Source organism: Shewanella sp. T24-MNA-CIBAN-0130, from assembly GCF_040310185.1.
Taxonomy (GTDB): Bacteria; Pseudomonadota; Gammaproteobacteria; order Enterobacterales; family Shewanellaceae; genus Shewanella; species Shewanella psychromarinicola.
In genome coordinates this window covers 86,913-105,958 of the sequence record NZ_JBEOPP010000003.1, presented here as the reverse complement: position 1 = coordinate 105,958, position 19,046 = coordinate 86,913, and the positions used below count along the sequence as shown (strand labels likewise).

At 42.1% G+C, this 19,046-nt stretch carries 13 protein-coding genes and 1 pseudogene; 5 read left to right on the top strand and 9 right to left on the bottom strand.

Features of this window, described 5'->3' with window-relative positions; all coding sequences use genetic code 11:
* Positions 1–62: 62 nt before the first annotated feature.
* Entirely contained in the window at positions 63–524 is a 462-nt protein-coding gene (locus tag AAEZ02_RS02230) for an NfeD family protein (RefSeq protein ID WP_124012514.1), read from the bottom strand.
* A gap of 472 nt (positions 525–996) precedes the next feature.
* On the opposite strand from AAEZ02_RS02230, the gene AAEZ02_RS02225 reads away from it, so the two are divergent.
* On the top strand, positions 997–1,749 hold the full coding sequence (locus tag AAEZ02_RS02225) for an outer membrane protein OmpK (RefSeq protein ID WP_101034023.1): 753 nt from the start codon (positions 997–999) through the stop codon (positions 1,747–1,749).
* 126 nt (positions 1,750–1,875) lie between these two features.
* Here AAEZ02_RS02225 and udp read toward each other — a convergent pair whose 3' ends face one another.
* Both udp and AAEZ02_RS02215 read right to left on the bottom strand, forming a co-directional pair.
* Complete coding sequence (gene udp / locus AAEZ02_RS02220; RefSeq protein WP_101034022.1) at positions 1,876–2,634, bottom strand: uridine phosphorylase; 759 nt, start codon at positions 2,632–2,634, stop codon at positions 1,876–1,878.
* 744 nt (positions 2,635–3,378) lie between these two features.
* Positions 3,379–4,554 carry a type III PLP-dependent enzyme gene (locus AAEZ02_RS02215; RefSeq protein ID WP_124012515.1) on the bottom strand — a complete coding sequence of 392 codons (1,176 nt, stop codon included), beginning with the start codon at positions 4,552–4,554 and terminating at the stop codon, positions 3,379–3,381.
* A 358-nt stretch (positions 4,555–4,912) separates the two neighbouring features.
* On the opposite strand from AAEZ02_RS02215, the gene AAEZ02_RS02210 reads away from it, so the two are divergent.
* Positions 4,913–5,746, top strand: coding sequence for a mechanosensitive ion channel family protein (locus tag AAEZ02_RS02210; RefSeq protein ID WP_124012516.1), 834 nt, complete (start codon positions 4,913–4,915; stop codon positions 5,744–5,746).
* A gap of 422 nt (positions 5,747–6,168) precedes the next feature.
* Here the strand turns inward: AAEZ02_RS02210 and AAEZ02_RS02205 are convergent, their stop codons facing one another.
* Positions 6,169–7,143 (bottom strand): nucleoside hydrolase, encoded by a 975-nt coding sequence (locus AAEZ02_RS02205; protein ID WP_124012517.1) that lies wholly within the window; start codon positions 7,141–7,143, stop codon positions 6,169–6,171.
* 271 nt (positions 7,144–7,414) lie between these two features.
* Between AAEZ02_RS02205 and AAEZ02_RS02200 the strand changes: the two are divergent.
* Positions 7,415–7,522 (top strand): annotated as a pseudogene (locus tag AAEZ02_RS02200) (helix-turn-helix transcriptional regulator); the annotation flags it as partial.
* A gap of 82 nt (positions 7,523–7,604) precedes the next feature.
* Here the strand turns inward: AAEZ02_RS02200 and AAEZ02_RS02195 are convergent.
* A complete protein-coding gene (locus tag AAEZ02_RS02195; protein ID WP_351075085.1) occupies positions 7,605–8,483 on the bottom strand; it encodes a radical SAM protein in 879 nt (292 codons plus the stop codon).
* Positions 8,484–8,639: 156 nt separating this feature from the next.
* On the opposite strand from AAEZ02_RS02195, the gene AAEZ02_RS02190 reads away from it, so the two are divergent.
* Positions 8,640–8,888: a hypothetical protein gene (locus tag AAEZ02_RS02190; RefSeq protein WP_101034017.1), complete on the top strand. Its 249-nt coding sequence runs from the start codon at positions 8,640–8,642 to the stop codon at positions 8,886–8,888.
* A gap of 82 nt (positions 8,889–8,970) precedes the next feature.
* On the opposite strand, the gene AAEZ02_RS02185 is transcribed toward AAEZ02_RS02190, so the two are convergent.
* Both AAEZ02_RS02185 and AAEZ02_RS02180 read right to left on the bottom strand, forming a co-directional pair.
* Entirely contained in the window at positions 8,971–9,630 is a 660-nt protein-coding gene (locus AAEZ02_RS02185; RefSeq protein WP_351075083.1) for a thiopurine S-methyltransferase, read from the bottom strand.
* A gap of 98 nt (positions 9,631–9,728) precedes the next feature.
* Positions 9,729–10,076, bottom strand: coding sequence for a hypothetical protein (locus tag AAEZ02_RS02180; protein ID WP_124012533.1), 348 nt, complete (start codon positions 10,074–10,076; stop codon positions 9,729–9,731).
* A gap of 298 nt (positions 10,077–10,374) precedes the next feature.
* Here AAEZ02_RS02180 and AAEZ02_RS02175 point away from each other — a divergent pair, with 298 nt between their 5' ends.
* Positions 10,375–12,219, top strand: a complete 1,845-nt coding sequence (locus tag AAEZ02_RS02175) for a serine/threonine protein kinase (protein ID WP_124012534.1) — start codon at positions 10,375–10,377, stop codon at positions 12,217–12,219.
* A 99-nt stretch (positions 12,220–12,318) separates the two neighbouring features.
* Here the strand turns inward: AAEZ02_RS02175 and AAEZ02_RS02170 are convergent, their stop codons facing one another.
* Both AAEZ02_RS02170 and AAEZ02_RS02165 read right to left on the bottom strand, forming a co-directional pair.
* On the bottom strand, positions 12,319–14,715 hold the full coding sequence (locus AAEZ02_RS02170) for a zinc-dependent metalloprotease (RefSeq protein WP_351121747.1): 2,397 nt from the start codon (positions 14,713–14,715) through the stop codon (positions 12,319–12,321).
* A 41-nt stretch (positions 14,716–14,756) separates the two neighbouring features.
* On the bottom strand, positions 14,757–18,467 hold the full coding sequence (locus tag AAEZ02_RS02165; RefSeq protein WP_351121745.1) for a response regulator: 3,711 nt from the start codon (positions 18,465–18,467) through the stop codon (positions 14,757–14,759).
* Positions 18,468–19,046: the final 579 nt, after the last annotated feature.

Sequence of the window (19,046 nt, the reverse complement as noted above, 5' to 3'; positions counted from 1 at the left end):
ACAGTCATCACGACACAATAATCTAAATTTATAACATTAACATTTTAGATAACAATAAATAGCTATACCGGATCAATGATAGGTTCAACAACAAACGCAATATTTTCCCGACAAATGATCCTTACTTGGGTACCCTCTTTTATCACAGTACCATCTCCTAAAGCCGTCCACTCAGAACCCAAGCAGCTAATTCGACCTGTCTGTTGGCCTGGGCCAATGTCTTGCTTCACGATAGCGACTTGATTGTAGAGATCCACTTCTTCATCGGTATTATCCACATGAGAATCTCCCCCCACCAAACGTTGAGTCACATGACGAAAACTCAGCAACAGCACCATCGAGGCCATAAACCATAGTGTCATGCTTTGCACCAAGCCATCGATAATACCAACAGCCAGTGCTGATGCGACGATAACGCATGCCGCACCTAATAAGATAACAATGCCACCCGGAATAATGATTTCTGATAGCATCAATAACAGTCCAAGTACTAGCCAGACTGCGATTGGATTGGCAATCTCCATATTCTCCCCCATAAAATGACAATGTCTGTAGATTGACTATAACAGCTTTATTTATTAATGCGACATATTATGTCAAACAAGTCAGCTAATATAAACGTGATAAACGATTCATCAATTTACCTTTTCCTCGAAAATGAGCTGCCGCTAACAAGGTCAGTATTTCTGCTGAGTCACACCTTATTTATAACGGCTATACGATTGATATAACATAACAGCACAAACTAATAGTCATTATGTGTAACATCAAATTAACAGTATGAATACCTGTCACATGATTATATCGATGATGAAAACAATGAAATCGTCACATTCTTGCCAGTTTTAATTGTGCTTTATCAAAATATTGAATATATTGCGCCCCATTGTGCACGATCGGGAATAATAGATCATAAAATTACCCTCGGTCGATCTAAAACTTACTCTTAAACTGTCAAAACTGGTGTATCTGGCCAGCTAACTAACCGGAAGAAAAATGAAAAAACTCTGCCTTTTAGCCACACTCGTACTCTCACAAAATGTTTTTGCTGACGATTTAGTCCAATGGTGGGATGCTAGCGCTACTGTCCTGCATGGCGAAAACTATGACTTAGCCCCATCAGAAAGACAAACAACCATTACCCTAGAGACTGCCGGTGGCTGGAAGTATGGTGATTGGTTTATGTTTCAAGATTTTATTAACTTTAACGGTAATAATAACGGGGTTGATAGCACGACTTATGGCGAAATTTCACCTCGTTTTAGTGCTAGCAAAATATTGGGTCAGCCCGTTAGCTTTGGTGCGATAAAAGATGTCTCTTTAGCATTAACTTACGAAGAAGGTGAAGGCCCAGTTAACAGCATGCTTTATGGTATCGGTTTAGACTTTGACGTGCCATTTTTTAGCTACTTACAATTGAACACTTACCGTCGAGATGCAATAAGCAGTGGTAACATCAGTGATGGCTGGCAGTTCACTCCGGTATTTAGAATAGACATGCCTATTGGTAATGCTAATATTATCTTTGATGGCTTTATTGATTGGGTATTTTCTGCCGATAACAACGGCTACGACGAAAACCTGCACATCAACCCGCAAATAAAATATGACTTAGGCAAAACGCTGTTTGGTGATCACAAACAAAACAAGCTATTAGTGGGTTTTGAATATGATTACTGGCAGAGTAAATATGGCGTTGCGGGTATCGACCAAAATACCTACTCAATCATTGCGCAGTATCATTTCTAATCAGCGCGACAATTGATAAAAATAAGCTAACAAAAAAGGTGCCTAGGCACCTTTTTTAATGGTTATTTTTTAACACTAACAGTTTTAACACATCGCTTGTTATAACGCGTGGTTAAAAGCGTTAACTTAAGCTAGCAATTTTTTCGCTGCTGCTACAACAATAGACACTGCACTAACTTCGGTCTTCTTCATTGTCGCTTCATCAGGAATTTCTTGCTCTGTGCGGTTTACGATAACACCCGCAACACAGGCTGCACGCCAACCTTGAGTCGCACACATGGTAAATAGTGTGGCTGATTCCATTTCATAGTTCAGCACACCCATTGATTGCCATTCTTTCATTGAACCAACAAAACGCTGAGTAATACGACCAGACACAGTATCGTAACGCTCTTGGCCAGGATAGAAGGTGTCAGAAGATGCAGTAATACCTACGTGTGGCTCCACGCCAGCATCACGACATGCTGCAACCATTGCAGTAGTACAATCAAAGTTAGCTGCTGCAGGGAATTCTAGCGGTGCAAAATGCAGACTAGCACCATCTAAACGCACTGATGCTTGAGTCACAATCACATCACCCACATGCACATTTGGTTGAATAGAACCCGTGGTACCGACGCGCAAGAAAGTTGTCACACCCAATTGAGCCAATTCTTCAACCGCAATAGACGTTGATGGTCCGCCTATACCTGTTGAACAAACAACCACAGCTTTGCCATCAATATAAGCTAAATAGCTGGTATATTCACGATGACTTGCTAAGAACGTTGCGTTGTCCATTAATTCGGCAATACGCTTAACACGTTCTGGATCACCAGGAACGATTGCTAAGGTAGCACCATCTAACATTTTTTTAGTTAATCCTAAATGAAATACATCGGACATTGTGAAAACCCCTTTCAGTTTTGAATATTAAATTCTTATAACCCAGACTGTAACCTAGTATTTAGGGGGATAAGGTTAACTTGATCACATATATATTCATAATAGTTAATATTCTTTCGTTAAATTATTACTAATATATGTCCAAATCCCGCCAAATTCATAAATAACACATTGGTTTCATCATAGTTGAAGGCCGACAAAAACAACAAATTATTTATCTAATACGAAAACCATTAACGTGATTTACATCAAGTTAACCTCACAAAAATGGTTTCAGGCTGAAGGTAAGCATAATCACTGAGCATAAAGTTAATCAGTATTCGATTCAACAAACAGGTCTCATTTTTTAAAATGTATTGATTCACAACTAGAACTCATTTCTACTGAAATAGCATGGCGTAAATGCAGATTGAAATGATGCTATTGATCGGTTCAATATGAGGTCGCAATCCTCTAACTAACGTTAAGAAGTCACTTATGTTTGCAAAGTTGCGAGATTTGATGAGCAAGTTACTGAACGAGAGACACACAGTAGCAGTGATACAGAAACCGAGTTAAAACTAAGAAAATTGATGGCAACTGATGGAAATTGAAGCAAACTGACAGATTCCATCTTAAATAACAGATAGTTGAGATTTAAAGCACCATCAACAACAAAGCTAAATTTAGCCACAAATAGAAATAAAGGACGCTAGCGCGTCCTTTGAGCCTGTCAATAATGTTGTCGTCAAACTAATCCATTAGTTAAAGGTAATAGTCTTTGAGTGGTGGAAAACCATTAAAACATACTGCTGAATATGTTGTAGTGTAAGCACCCGCAGTTAACCAATACATGCGATCACCAATAGCAAGATCAACGGGTAAGCCGTAACTGTACTGCTCATACATAATATCGGCGCTGTCACAAGTTGGCCCTGCAATCACACACTTATCTAACTCACCTTTACGATCAGTATAAATTGGAAACTTAATCGCTTCATCCATGGTTTCAATTAAACCAGAGAACTTACCCACATCAGTAAATACCCAGCGCTCTAATGCCGTGTGCGACTTACGTGAAATCAACACCACTTCTGATATGAGTACACCGGCATTTGAAATCAATGAACGACCAGGTTCTAGAATAATTTCGGGTAATTCATCACCAAAATCTTCTTCTAAAAAATGCTTAATCTGCTGTGCATAAACACCTAACTCATTGGTTTTATCAATATAGTTTGCAGGAAAACCACCGCCTAAATTGATCATCTTTAGCACGATACCGTGTTCTTCTTTTAAACGGTCGTAAATGCTTTTCACTTTGCCGATGGCTGAGTCCCACGCACCGATATCACGTTGTTGCGAACCTACATGGAAAGAAATGCCATGGGGTTGTAAGCCTAACTCTTTTGCCAATACCAATAAGTCGTAAGCCATTTCATTCTGGCAACCAAACTTACGTGACAAAGGCCAATCTGCCGTGTGTGTGCCTTCGGTTAAAATACGCAAGTACACTTTTGAACCTGGAGCTTCTTCTGCAATCATGCGTAAATCGGCTTCAGAATCTGAAGCAAACATGCGCACGCCTTGCTGATAGAAAGATCGCACATCGACACGTTTTTTAATGGTGTTGCCGTAGCTAACACGATCAGTCGAAACGCCAATCGAGGTCACCATTTCAAGCTCGTAAATGGATGCGATATCAAAATTTGCGCCTTTATCGCGCAACAAGGTTAAAATCTCTTTGGCCGGATTTGCCTTAACCGCATAATAAATAGTGGCGAAAGGAAAATTGTTAACCATATCATCGTATTGTTTCGCAACGATTTGGGTGTCAATAACTACAAATGGCGTTGGCTTATCTTTGGCAAATGCCTCAATGCGGTCAAACGTGTCCTTGTCATAATAATCTGCAACATCAATCGATTGAAATTGGCTCATTAGGCCGGTGCCTCCTGTTAGTTGGGCGGTAAAAGTGTCATTAAGCGTCGGTGTAAACATGCGCAGTAAACGATATTTTCAACTAATACGCAACGAATTTTTATGCAAAAAGTGTACTTTTTTATTCTTGAAGGAATATCAATAACATTCAACACATCACCCGCTTAATGACCCAGGTTATTGAGTTGTTTCTCCGCTTGAAAAGTATAGACATTACCGAAAAAAATGCGCGATAAATGACAGAAAATACTTTCACTTTAACGACACTTAACTGTAGGCTAAGATTTAGCCCTAAGTGTGAAAAGTGGTTGTCATCCAAGTTGATAACGACTCAATACGTTTCAATAAGGAACATAGAATGAACGAACCCAGTTTAGATCAAGAGCTCCAACAACTTCAAAATGTTTATAGTGTCATCACTGAGTTTGTTATTGAATACAGCTTTCAAATCGCTGGGGCGATTATCATTTTCTTATTGGGACTTTGGGTTGCAAACAAAGCTGCCAATATTGTCGCCGCGCAACTGAAAAAACATCATATTGATATCACCCTAAGTAACTTTGCCTCCAACTTGGTCAAAATCATTATTATTGTGATGGTCGCCGTGATCTGTTTGGGTAAACTGGGGATTAGCGTAACACCAATGGTGGCTGCGATAGGTGCTGCTTCACTGGGTGCGGGCTTGGCATTGCAAGGTATGCTTTCTAATTATGCCGCCGGCATTACCATTATTGTCACCCGCCCTTTTGTGGTAGGAAATACGATTGAAATTAAAGATGTCAGCGGCGTAGTAGAAATCATTAAATTGGGCCAAACCATTTTAAGCAATGAAGAAGGTGAGCAGATCAGCATCCCGAACAAACATATTGTCGGGGAGATTTTACATAATTCATTCGCTTACAAACTGGTTGAAAACAAGTTTAATATTGATTACCAAGCTGATGCCGATCATGTGATCCAATTAATTAACCATGTACTTGCCACTGCTCCTGCTATTTATAAAGACAAAAAACCGTTGGTCGGTATCAATGGGTTTAATCCTATTGGCATGGAGGTTGGCGTGCGTTATTGGGTGCCAACAAAAAGCTACTATGAACAAAAGTACCAAACTAATTTAGCCATCATTAAAGCGTTAACAGCAGCCAATATCACTATCCCTTGCCCAGTAAAGGAAATTCATTTACAGCACTAGTATTTACCGCACTAGGATTTATAGCACTAGGATTTATAGCACTAACAGTGAAGGCCACTATAGCGGCCTCCCATGGTGGCCAGCACAAATAACAAAGCCACTTCAACATGCTCGTTTCAGAGCTCCCATAGGATAATGGAACAAGGCAGTGATTGAAGATAAGAGAGCGTCGCTTCGCGACTGATAGGTTCTAGGAACTCGCAAGCTCGCCAGAGGGCGGTGCTTCGCCCCTTCTAGGTGCTAGGTTTTAGGCACCTAGGATCTAGAAGCGTAGCGTCCTCGAAGACCGCAGGTCGTCCTAGCAGCCGCAGGCGCTCTATTCCTAAAATCTAGCATACCTAAGGTCGCTCTAGCAGCTGTAGGCAGCCTCGTTATTATCTGAATTCGGGTTACGATTCATATAGGTTAATCAGCCAGATGGATTATTTCAAACTTGTTGCATAATCGATAATACTGCGACGGTATAATTCCAATAATGCGATATTGTTGACCGCGACACCGACCTTTTGTGGTGCCTTATCCATCCATTCATCGTGTGGATAAACACGGCTATCCAACTTCTGAATGGTCATCCCTTCGGCAACACCATCGGTAACGACCCGTATTGGTCCTTCTCTTAGGGTGAACAGCTCGGGATTGATCACATAGGCAATAGCCGATGGATCATGCACATGGCAAGCCTCTAGACCCACTTTTTCACTATAAAACCTCAAGTAGAACCGGCTAATGTCCCAGATAAACTGCCCTACTTCACCAGCATCATCGCGCAATTGATCAAGATACTCACGGGTGAAGAAGCTTTGCTCGGTCACATCTAAACCAATCACTACCACAGGCCAAGAGGCAGTGATCACGATATCCGCAGCATGGGGATCATCATGAATATTTGCTTCGGCAAACGGAGTCACATTACCGTGGTGATTATTCTCACCAAAGGCGCCGCCCATAATAACGACCTCTTTAACTAAATCAACAATGCTGGGATCGGCTTGAAGTGCTAGTGCAAGGTTAGTTAACGGACCGATGGCCACCAAGGTAATTTCTCCTGGTTCTGCCTTAATGGTATCGATAATGTATTGATAGGCAGGACGAGGGTCTGCTTGGCCCTCAATATTTTCAGGTACTTTTACATCTCCCAAACCACCTTCACCATGAACCACCACAGTTGGACCTACCGGAGGTCGAATAATGGGCTGACTCGCACCAGTAACGACATCGGCTTGTAATTGATATTTCTGCTTAATATATAGCGCGTTACGGGTCGCGTTTTCGATGGTTGCATTACCATAAACCGTGGTGATGGCCTTAAGTTCAATATCTGGATGTGCTTGGGCAAACAAAATAGCAAATACATCATCAATACCGGGATCTGTGTCTAATATAATTTTAGTTTTCATGGGGAGCACTGTCCTGCTTTATTTAGTGAATCGATACACTATAAGGTGTTACTGAATATCCTGAGATGATACTCACAGGCCCTTCAATGCATATCAACAAGATATTCGAAGATGATTAGCGACTGCAACAAACAAACTGTTACAGGGTCCTGAGACTCATTAAAGCCCTTGGCACTATACAAAAATAGTGCCGTAAGAAGTGTGATTGCTCGTCAAACTTTTACCTGTAAGTGAACTTAATGGTTCACTTACAGGTGTGCAACCGGCTATGACAAATGCAATCGAAACAGGTAAGTTTGCTCCTAGTTTGCCATTAGCCTTTAAAGCAGCGCGATTGTTTAAGTTACCCATTGAAAATATTTTTGAAGACGAGCAATAGCCAAGGCTGTCACTAAGCGGAAAAACACTGGCCAGTTAATTCACCTATTCGATTAAACTGGCTAATATTATTGTAAACGCCGCTACAAGCCCCGTTGCCATTCTTGTCGCAACGGGATAATTCCGTGTAATGCCTGCTCGATTTGGGCGACTAATGCAGACTTATCTTTACCTAAAATACCTTTAAGCACTAGGTAGTTCGAGGCGTGATCAGAACGAAAAATCGTTTTATCCAGCTTAAGGTGACTTAATAAGGTGTGCATCTCTAACAGTAAACCGCTTTGATCTGGCAATACAAACTGACCATCAAATACCTCATCCATTCGCTCTGTTCCCAGCGGTAATGTCACCACCAGTGTCGATAAATAGTCGGGTTGAGCAGCATTCATTAATTCAGCCGATGCAATCGCGTGTTGACGAGATAATTGCACCCCACCTAAGCCCATTAAAATCATTACTGATGATTTGATGCCTGCTTGGTTAATTTTCTGCAGCGCAGCTATGGATGAGGCAAACGTTTCGCCTTTATTAATTCGTTTTAGCACTTCGTCATCACCACTTTCACAGCCAATATACAAAATGGATAAGCCCATTTCCCGTAATTCGGATAATTGCTCGACCGTTTTATTATTAAGGTTTCGCGGTAAACAATAGCTGCTAATCCGGGTCACTCGAGGTAGATGAGTATTAATGAGTTCGCAAATGGCTTTTAAACGATTAAACGGTAACGTCATCGCATCACCGTCAGCAAAAAAGACCCGACTAAATGGATAACCAGATGCGGCTGCCGTAAGTATATCCAGTTCAATTCTATCGAGCTTTTGTGCTCGAAACTGTTTTTGAGGTTGGGTATACATGTCGCAAAAACTACACTGATTCCAGCTGCAACCATTGGTGACCTGTAAAATTAATGACTTCCCCTCTGAAGGTGGGCGAAATACTGGTTCAATGTAATTAAGCATCTGAATATCCATATTGATGTGAATGTGAGCTCGCCTTAACATAACTCGGAGTTTTTATACTAAAACTGTTCAAAAAACTATCATTCAAAAGTTTTATCGTTATAGTAATACAGTCAACAATTAATAAACAATTTAAAAGACTTAGGTGAAAGGATTATGACTCAAGTTGCATATCAAATAAATGATCGACGTAACAAGGATGTACTGAATCACGACGAGCATTGGGATTTAACCACCGCGGATCAAAAACTCGCACTTTACGACTTACATCGCTATGGCTACCGATTATTATTTGTGCGTCATATGCCCAGAGGACCTGTGGCTGTCATTTGCCAGCAAGATGATATTGCTGCTATTTATGCTGACGGTGAAGTCGATTTACGGCCCCAAATAATCCTTAGATAATCTCACTAGACGCTGCTTAAAACGCTCATCAGCGTTATATTAAAACCTACAGAGCTTATCGGTAGGTTTTTTTAGGTCGATGTTATGGCTTTCGAGTCAATTTATACACAGCTTCATTAAGCCAAGGAACCTGTTTATTAACAAACCTCGGATTATCGGCCAACACGTCCACGCACTCCAGTAATTCAATATTGAAATAAGGCCTTAAATAGGTTTCAACCCAACTTGGACTGACTGCAAATGGTGGCCCTTTTAGGCTCTCTTGTGGGTAATCAAGGGTAATGAGTAATCCACTGACATTGGCAGGAATAAGCGCAGCGAGTGCTTTAACATACTGTTGACGCATTGCTTCTGGCCACGCAATCAGCGCAGCGCGATCGTAAAAACCACCAATAGATGTTGTTACACTTGTGGGCAACGTAAAAATATCACCTTGATATAAGGTCACTTGATCTGTGGAGAATACCGCGTGATCATCGGTATGGGTAACTTGATAAGCAAGATCATTATCTGTAAAAAATTGTTCAACGGCTAAGGTATTTAATTCACACCCCAGCACCGTATGACGTTTCTCGGCCAAATAAAACATATCCAACGATTTGCCACATAAAGGAACAAATACCTTACTATTTTCAGCCAAGCCTATACGCGGCCAATATTTTACTAAAAAAGGGTTCACTTGGTATTGATGAAAACCGATTTGTTGTAATTGCCATTTTTCATGCCAAAAGCTGGGTTCCATGATGCTATTCTTCAGTCAAGTTGCTAATGAGATACTGGCTACTTTAAAGACTAAAAAAACCGGATGCAACCTCCAGTGATGATTTGGCATTCCGCTGACTAGGCTTTACCGCCTAGGGTCATTTGCACTTGTTTTAACCAACGACAGTTTTCACATTGACACTTTCGGCGCGACATATGATGTGGACTTAAATTAGAGTCAATATAATCAACCGCTATTAATAATTGCTGCGTTAATTGCTCAATCGACTTCAACTCAAGTGCGACCATTTCATCATTATGATTAATCCACAAACACTCTTCACCCTGATGACAGGTAATGCATTGCTCATCACTATCATTAAAAAACACCGCATGGGGGCAGTGGGTCACTTCCATTGATTGTAAAATTCGCTGCCGTGGGAACTTAAATAGCTGAATAAGCTCAGCTTTATTGATATTATTCATAATAACCTCTCGCCATAAGCGTTAATTAACTCTTGCTGTAATAGTACCGAGTGTAGATCCATTTTGATTTGATATAGGTCAAGGTTTACTTATCGGTTTTTTTTAGCTAGGAAGCTGCCATTTATAAATAAAAAGCGCTGATTGGTGAAAATACTGTGGTGGTTTTTAGATAAACAGGTGGCTTTATTTAAATAGACCGCGCTGGTGTTTGAATAAAATGGCTTGTTTTAAATAAGAAGCACTTGCCGCAGTAAGGCTAATCAAGGTTTAATGAACTAACCGTCAACGGAGGTTTACTTTGCAAACACCGCAACTCCAACATTTTTATATCAATGAAGAACAGTCTATCTACCTGCTAAGCGCCAATGACGCTCGCAAGCATAAGGCTTGGATCCGCCTGTGTAAGCAACAGTTGAGTAAGCTGGGATACCAGCACATTGAATTTATTGGTAAGGGAGCCTATGGTTTTGTTTTTGCGGGGATCAATGAGTTTGGCCAGTCACACGTGTTTAAATTCTCAAGGGTAAATTTACCTCAAAGTGTCCAAGATAGGCTAGAAGAAGAAGCCTATATGCTTAGCCAAGTAAAACATCCCAACGTACCCGAAGCGATTAAATTTGAACGCGTCGGTAAGCAAGGTATTTTAGTGATGGAGCGGGCTAAAGGCGAAGACCTCGACAAAATTTGCCAGCGATTAGGGGCTTTGCCACCGATAATGATCGTCAGTATTGCAAGGCAATTGGCGAATATTTTATATTATCTGCGTAAGGGTAAACCGTTAGTTCATGGCGATATTAAGCCGTCTAACCTAGTTTATGACATTGAAACCGACAAATTATCATTAATCGATTGGGGCTCTGCGGTCTTTGCTCAGCGAGATGAACACAACCGCGCGGTTGATGACAATGTCATGTCATTACTATCAAGCGATCAACAGCATACTAATGCGCGCATGGGGGATGTGTATTTTATTGGTGACGAACAACTTAGTGGCGCGTTATCAACCCCACGATTTGACGAGCAAGGCGCTGCAGCAACCTTGTATGCACTCGCATCAGGACAAATTAGTCGTTTCGGCAAAAAAGTCATTCCCGCCACCAGCATCGGACTGCCCATCGAGCTGGCAAAAACACTTGATGCAATGCTCAGTGATGATGTTGAACGCCGTAATCTGGCGGGTGATTATTTTCTCAAAAGTCTGCGCCACAGCCATAGAATGCATTTACCGATATTATCAACCCCTCCGTTAACACCAGATATTCCGGTGTGGGCTCAACCGCGATCAAAAACAGTTGAAACAGTGAGTTACAGTTCGCGGAAATCGTTTTTAAAAGAGCACAATACCCAAGATCCTATTGCCAAAATGGATGATGTGCAATTAGATAAATATTATCGTAATTTTATGGCGGGCATGGCTGATACCGAAAAAGGCTTTATTGCCGCAGTGGGTCGTCTGGCACAATATCCTATTGTCGGTGGACTGGTGATACATTGGCAAAAATCTGGCGTGTATATCGACTCAAATTTAGCGATCTACGATCCCGATACGAAAGCGCCGTTAATATTGGCGGTTAATAATATGGTGACGATGGCGCGGGGAATTAAACGAATTGGGGTGTTTAAAGCTTGCTTCTTTAATGCCAAAGACACCTTACACCTTGAGCGAAAAAGTACTGAGCATCAATATAAAATAACCGGTGAACTGCAAATGCCTTTTGAAGTCGGCGATGTGCCCACCTTAGAAGACAAATCTCGCCTTCACTCGTACTTTGAAGACGGTAAAGATCCGGAAGAAAACTTGGAACTACCAGCAGAAATTATGACCGAGCTAGGGTGGTTAAATCAAATCCATCACACCGGTTGTATTATTTTTGAAGCGTTACCTAATCACTTAAAAATTCACAGTTATTTACGATTATTAAATCCACGTAAACAAGCTTCATTCCGAGCTAGTTTAGATCGCATTATTGCTCAGGCGAATAAAATTCAAGGTCATGGCATTTCGGGGTTTATGAAACTGCCCTACAAAAATACCCGTCAATTTAGCCATATCGAGCGTAAAGCAGATGATTTCTATCCTAAAAATCCTAAAGTCATCACTCACAAACCTATTTTGCTCAATACAAAAGTGTCACACACTTAAAACACAAACTAGGTTATTGCTGTGATACACACAAATACGCGAGCTCTATAGGTCGCGTATTATCAACATTTAAATCAACAGCACTTAAATTAGTAGTGCTTAAATTGGCGAACCTGGTGGCATGTCCACAGGCTTGGCAATTAATCGGTAGGTCGAATCCGTCATTCCTTTGGTAATACCTTGGAACAGCCAATCATAATGCGCCGATTGATAATCACTACCACGATTACTGCGCCGTTTAAGCTGCTTGACAATATAGTCGACTCTGGCGGCTAACTGCGCTTTTACTTCCGGGGCGGTTTTAGGATTGTGGTAAGCCGCTAATAGACTGTCAATAACCACCGCATTCACCCGCATTTGTATTGCTAAGCCTTGGCCACTCGGTAAATCTTGGTATAAACTCATGCCAACAAGCTTATCGATTAATTGAACCACCGACAGCTGCTGACTATCGCCCATATAGGCCTGACTGACTCGATTTAAACGCTCAGGCGTTAATAGTTGCGACACAATATGGCGACTCATCACTTCTGCCATGGCCACCGGATCGGTGATAACACCTAAGTTTGATCCAAAACTTTCGCGTGTTTTTTGATAATTACCCGCTTTAGGCACCAATGCTTGTAACACATTATTGGGTACCAATAAGCTTGAGTTTTGTAAACTCGCCAGTAATGAATCGAGTGCAGCAAGTTGCATTTTGGGGCGAATATAATTCCAACGAACACCAGCACCGACCTGTTGATAGCTGTAATCAGCACCGCCAATCCACTTTGCGGCGGCTTCTATTTGGTAACGAGTGAGCAAGTAAAGAGGCACAAATACATCCGCTAATTCGCCATGAGGCTCACCCGCTAATAAAGCATCTGAATTAAAATCGTCAATGACTTTACGGCGCACCGCCTCTAACCGCAGTAGCTCCGCGACAGCATCGTTACCACGATCCCATAAGCTGGCATATGCATTGCTGGCGTTTGCGCTGCGGGAATCTGCTTCGCCAATATACCGAAAACCTTTACTCAAGGTCGAGGTTAACAACGCATCAGCCTGTGAAGGGTCACCATAACCATAGGCTATGGTGTATTTGTCCCACTCGCCAATCCCTTCCCTGTATGGCGCTGAGATATCTATTTTATCGCCTTGAATACTCACATAGGGGTGCGGATAATCCATCACAGAGGCATTATCGTTTGTTGATGCGGCAAAATTATGATCAAGGCCTAATGTATGGCCAACTTCATGGGCAGCTAGCTGACGAATACGCGCAAGTGATAATGCCATTGCCGCATTATCCGCGGCGTGTCGATCTGGCCAGCCTGCGGTAAGCCCGCGCGCAATGAGATGGTCTTGACGAACTCTTAAGCTGCCGAGCGTGACATTACCTTTAATGATCTCACCGGTACGAGGATCGGTAACAACGGCGCCATATGACCAGCCTCTCGTGGCACGGTGCACCCATTGGATCATGTTATAGCGCATATCTTGAGGGTCTGCGCCTTCGGGGAGTAATTCAACCTTGAAGCCATCAATAAAACCGGCATTTGTAAAGGCCGTTTCCCACCAGCGGGCACCCTCGAGTAATGCACTTCGAATAGGCTCTGGAACACCTGGGTCGAGGTAATACACAATAGGGGTCACCACCTTACTGGGCGCGTCTCCTGGGGTCACTTTTTCTAATCTGTGACGCAGCAAATAACGTTGCGTCAGCGGTTGATCGATGGCGGTTGAATAGTCAAGATATTGATCGGACCAATAACCGCTCATGGGATGATAACGGCGGGGCTGGTAGCCAACATCAGGGAGTTGCACAAATGAATAACGCACCCGCACCGATAACAATTTACCGTCTGGAGTAACTTGCGCCACTTGTTTGCCCGCTTTGTTGGCCTTAAAGGTTAAATTAACATCAATATCGGCATTACGTTCAAACGACTTAATCCCTTGGGGTAAAATCACTGAGCGGCTGCTGTCTAAGCTGTACTCACCTTGTTTGGTTGCCGCTAATACATCAGACACCCCATGTAAATCATCGATCACTAAGTCATTAATTGCGACTATCGCCGTTTTACCTTGCACTAATTTACCCCGCCATAAAATCGACTCGGCAAAAGCTTGTGTTACGGCTTGACGTTCGGCAACGTTATCACTGGAGGCGCGAAAATGGGTATTAAGCTGCTTTAACACGACATAGGGGCCATGTTGCTCAAACTGTACCATCCGAGTTTGGCCTAGCTGGCCACGGTCTAAGCCAATATCGTTTGAACCGACGCCATGGAGTAAGCTTGTGATCAATAGAAAGGGTTGATTAAGCTTATCCGCTTGCAGGTACAACTCTGCAGATTTGGCGTCATAAAACAGATTAATAAAGCCTTTTGCCGCTTCAGCACTCTTAATGATTTTTCGAGCGGCATCGCTGGCCGCTATCGCACTGTGAGAAAGTAACGTTACTGGTGTAATAGCCAGCAACAATGCCAATGAAATACTGCGGCGGATCATAATTAATTTCCCTGTCGTTAATACCCTATCGTCGAAAAATACTAATCGTCTTTATGATTATTTTTATAATTAATCCAATGAGATAAAGTTTCAAATAATTCGCTAAGCACTATCGGCTTAGTAATGTGTGCATTCATACCTGCGGCTAAACTTTTTTCTTTATCACCCGACATGGCATGTGCTGTCATGGCGATGATGGGCATCTGTTCTTTGTTGTAACGTTTGCGTAATTCAGCAGTAGCGGTTAATCCATCCATGATCGGCATTTGAATATCCATTAACACCGCATCAAACGGCTGAGAGTCAATCATATCTAATGCGACTTGACCATTATCAGCAATCACCACTTCATACCCGGCACTTTTGAGTAATTCAGATGCCACTTGTTGGTTGATCACGTTATCTTCGACCAACAAGATCAAACCCGATGCCTTAGTAGGTTCAGCTTCAATAATCACCGGCATGGAATTAAGCTTAGGCTCTTTGGCAAAGGCGTTAATAATCTCATCAAATAATGCCGACGCTTTAAACGGCTTTTGTAACACCGCATAAACCGACTTTGTTTGCAGCTCATGGTCTAATGGCTCTGCGGCATAAGCGGTCATTAACATAATGATCGGCCGTTTTGCTAAGCTACCATCTTCGACCATTTTATCAATCGCCGTGATAACCTCGCTGCCGTTCATTTCTGGCATCATCCAGTCTAACAACAATAAATCGACCGGTTTTTTACGCAACATATCCAGTGCTTTTGGGCCACTGTTAGCTGAGTTCACCCCAAAACTAAAATCTTTCATCAATGCTGAATATATTTGTAATGCGCTTGGGTTATCGTCAACCACCAGTGTAGTGAGATTATTTAATTGTTCTGGAACCACAAGTGGTTCGACGACTTGTTCCTCGGCAATTTCAAAACTAATCGTAAAACTGAACTTACTGCCCGTGCCCATTTCAGACTCAACTTGCATAGTGCCGCCCATCATGGACACCAAATGTTTACTAATCGACAAACCTAAGCCTGTACCGCCGTATTTACGCGTGGTTGAGCCATCGGCTTGCGAAAAGGCATCAAACAGCATTGCTTGATGATCTTTATTAATACCAATACCGGTATCACGCACCCAGAACTTCAGCGTAATACGGTCGTCACGCTCACCCACGTCTTCACAACCCAGCTCAACCTCACCCGTTTGGGTAAATTTAACCGCATTGGACAATAAATTGACTAAAACTTGGCCTAAACGCAGCGGATCACCGTTTAAAATTAATCCCGCCGTTACCGGTGCATATAGCAAGAGTTCAACGCCTTTTTCTTGGGCTTTAATGGCATTAATATCAATCACATGATCAAGCACTTTATCCAGTGGAAAAGCGACTCTTTCTAGCTCTAATTTGCCAGCCTCGATTTTCGAAAAATCTAAAATATCATTAATAATTCGCAGTAACGATTGGGCCGAAAACCCTGCTTTATTAAGATAATCTTGCTGCTGCACGGTTAAACTTGTGCGTTGCGCCAACTGCAACATCCCAATGATGGCATTCATTGGAGTACGAATTTCATGACTCATATTGGCCAAAAACTCACTCTTATACATGTTGGCTAATTCGGCTTCTTGTTTTGCTTCAAGTAAGGCAACTTCATTACTCTTCTGGCGAGTAATATCTTTATGAGTACCTAGCATGCGCTTGCTGCAACCGTCCTCAGAGAACTCAACTGCACGACCACGGGATAACACCCAGTAATACAGATCATTTTTACCGCGCATTCTAAATTCAATTTCATAAGTGCCAACCGGATCGCGGACATACTGAGCGCGGTATTCTTGCACTCGATCACGATCATCTGGGTGATACAACTCATCAATGGATGCCAGTAATGGTGGAAATTCGTTGGCTTGATAACCCAACATCGAATAAAAGGCTGGATTACAAATGATTTGTTCGGAATCAATATACCAATCCCACAAACCATCTTCTACCGCATCCATGGCAAGATGATAACGCTGCTCAGACAAACGCAATTGCTCAGCAGCATCGTATTCACGAGTAATATCGCGCCAAACTGAAATCAAGCCTAATAGTTCGCCACGGCGATTATAAAACGGCAGTTTAAAGGTATCGAGTAATACCGGTTTGCCTTCAATATTGACCCGTTCTTGGTAACGTAATGAATGTTGCTGACTCAGTACTTTCTTGTCTTCTTCACCAATGCGCAAGCCTTTCTCTGGGCTCACCACTTCTGATGACGTTAAGCCAATAATCTCATTTTCGCTGTAGCCCAGCATTCGTTCAGCTGACTTATTACAGCCTAAATATTTGCCTTCTTTGTCTTTAAACACAATCGCTTCAGGGATCGAATCAATGAGTGATCGCAATAACGCAAATTCACGTTCGCGTCGTTCGGTGGTTTCGCGAAAACGCTGAGTTCGCCGCGCCACTAAGTTGTCCAGACGTTTATTTTGTTCAGCTAAGTGGAGAGTATACTGGCGGTTCTCTTCAAAAATACGGCTCACTAATGCAAACCACGGTTCCCAACCACGGGTTATTTTTTCAGGCGGTCTAATCGGTGTTTGTGAGCATGCTTCTAAGTGTGTTAACAACCGAGAAGCAGGGCTGACGAATGCACGGCGAGTCTGCCAATGCACTATGGTCACTAACAGAGACAAGGCCAGCACCACGAACAGAAAACTCAGTTGCAGTTTGTCCCACGAGTCTTTAAATAAATCATCTTCATCTTGTAAATACAGTAATCGCCAAGGCGCGTTATGCAGTGCCACACTATGAATGTAATAACCGTTTCGCAAAATGCCTTCGTGGGCATCAAATAGCTCAGATTCAGATAATGAATGTAACTCAGCCGGAATACGCTGACTAATGTGGTAAACCTTATTCATTTCACTGGAGTCGAAATCACTGTGAGATAAAATATTATTTTGCTGGTCAAGCAAAATAACTGTGCCAGGCATTTTAAAATAGGTGCGAATTTGCTTATCTAGCGACGATAAGGTCATGTCGAGGTTAATTGAACCGATAAACTCATCAGCTAGATACACTGGCAACCCAAGCGTAGTAATTAAACCTTGATGAGCCGAATCAATATATGCCTCGCTCCAAAAGACACTCCGTTGTGGGTTCATTGAAGGCGTTGATAGTTGAAATTGTTTCTTATTGAGCAGTTCGTCTCTAAAGCGTAAGTCATTACTTTCCCATGGATAAAATGACATCATTCGACGCTTAGAAATATAATAAATCGATGAGGCTTTAGGGGCGGCTTCTTTGGCGACAGGGAAGGATAATGATAGCTCAAATAGCATTTCAAGCTCTTGATAAAAGCTCTCACTGCGATTATCTAACGATCCAGCGCCAGTAATACGCCCCATATTAGTAAACGGCACGCCGCTGTTGGCATAATTGGGTTCTAAGGTAAAATACTGACCATCTTCGTTAAATTTTTCATATTGAGGTAATCGCTCTTTACGCACAAATTCACCCAAGCGTAAATGATCCACCGCCACATCACGCAAACTTTTCACCGCGCGAATACTCGACTCAAGCAATAAATCGATTTGCATAACATGACGAGCAACTTGTTCTTCTCTTTGTTGAATTTGCTGCTCTTTTTGACGTTCAAACATAATGCCTGCCGTCAATAAGGCCATCACAATCACGCCGATATAGGTGTAAAACACCGCTCGGTTATAATTACGTTGAATAGGAGATTTTAATTGTAAGTCTGGCTCAGTCGGTTTCATTAACCACCCTTGATACAGCGTAAAGGAAGACTCGCTGTCGAACGAATAACACCAAATAATCGGCAATAAAAAACGAATGATTATGATATCAGGAAGATAAGCTCAAGCACATGTATTAATGGCTCCTTAGGCACTTGTCCAACCTGCAAGTGATACCAATCACATTAATTATCTGAACAATTCAGAGCCACTCAAGCTTTCAGTTTAAGGTGAATTAATCCTAGAGTGGCGATTGCCATTTACGTTAATCCAGCGCAGAAGTGGAACGCTTGAGCCGCTCAATGGCCAAGTTTCAAATCACTTGACTCTGCGTTGACGTTTTTAAACGTACGATTGCATGGTCTATTTTGTGCCATAAAAAATAACCTTCCAGGGAGGTCTGACGCAGGAGGTAGAACAACGCAGCAGTGGTTGCTGAACAACACTATGCCTTCAAGGCTTCGCCTTGATTCGCGCAATGTGAATCGCCGCGATAAGCGGCGATAATGAATACGATGGCTATAATACAGACAACAAATATTAAGACTGATTTTAAACCATTGATAAGAAAGTTAATAAGGTTACACAATGTAACCTTAT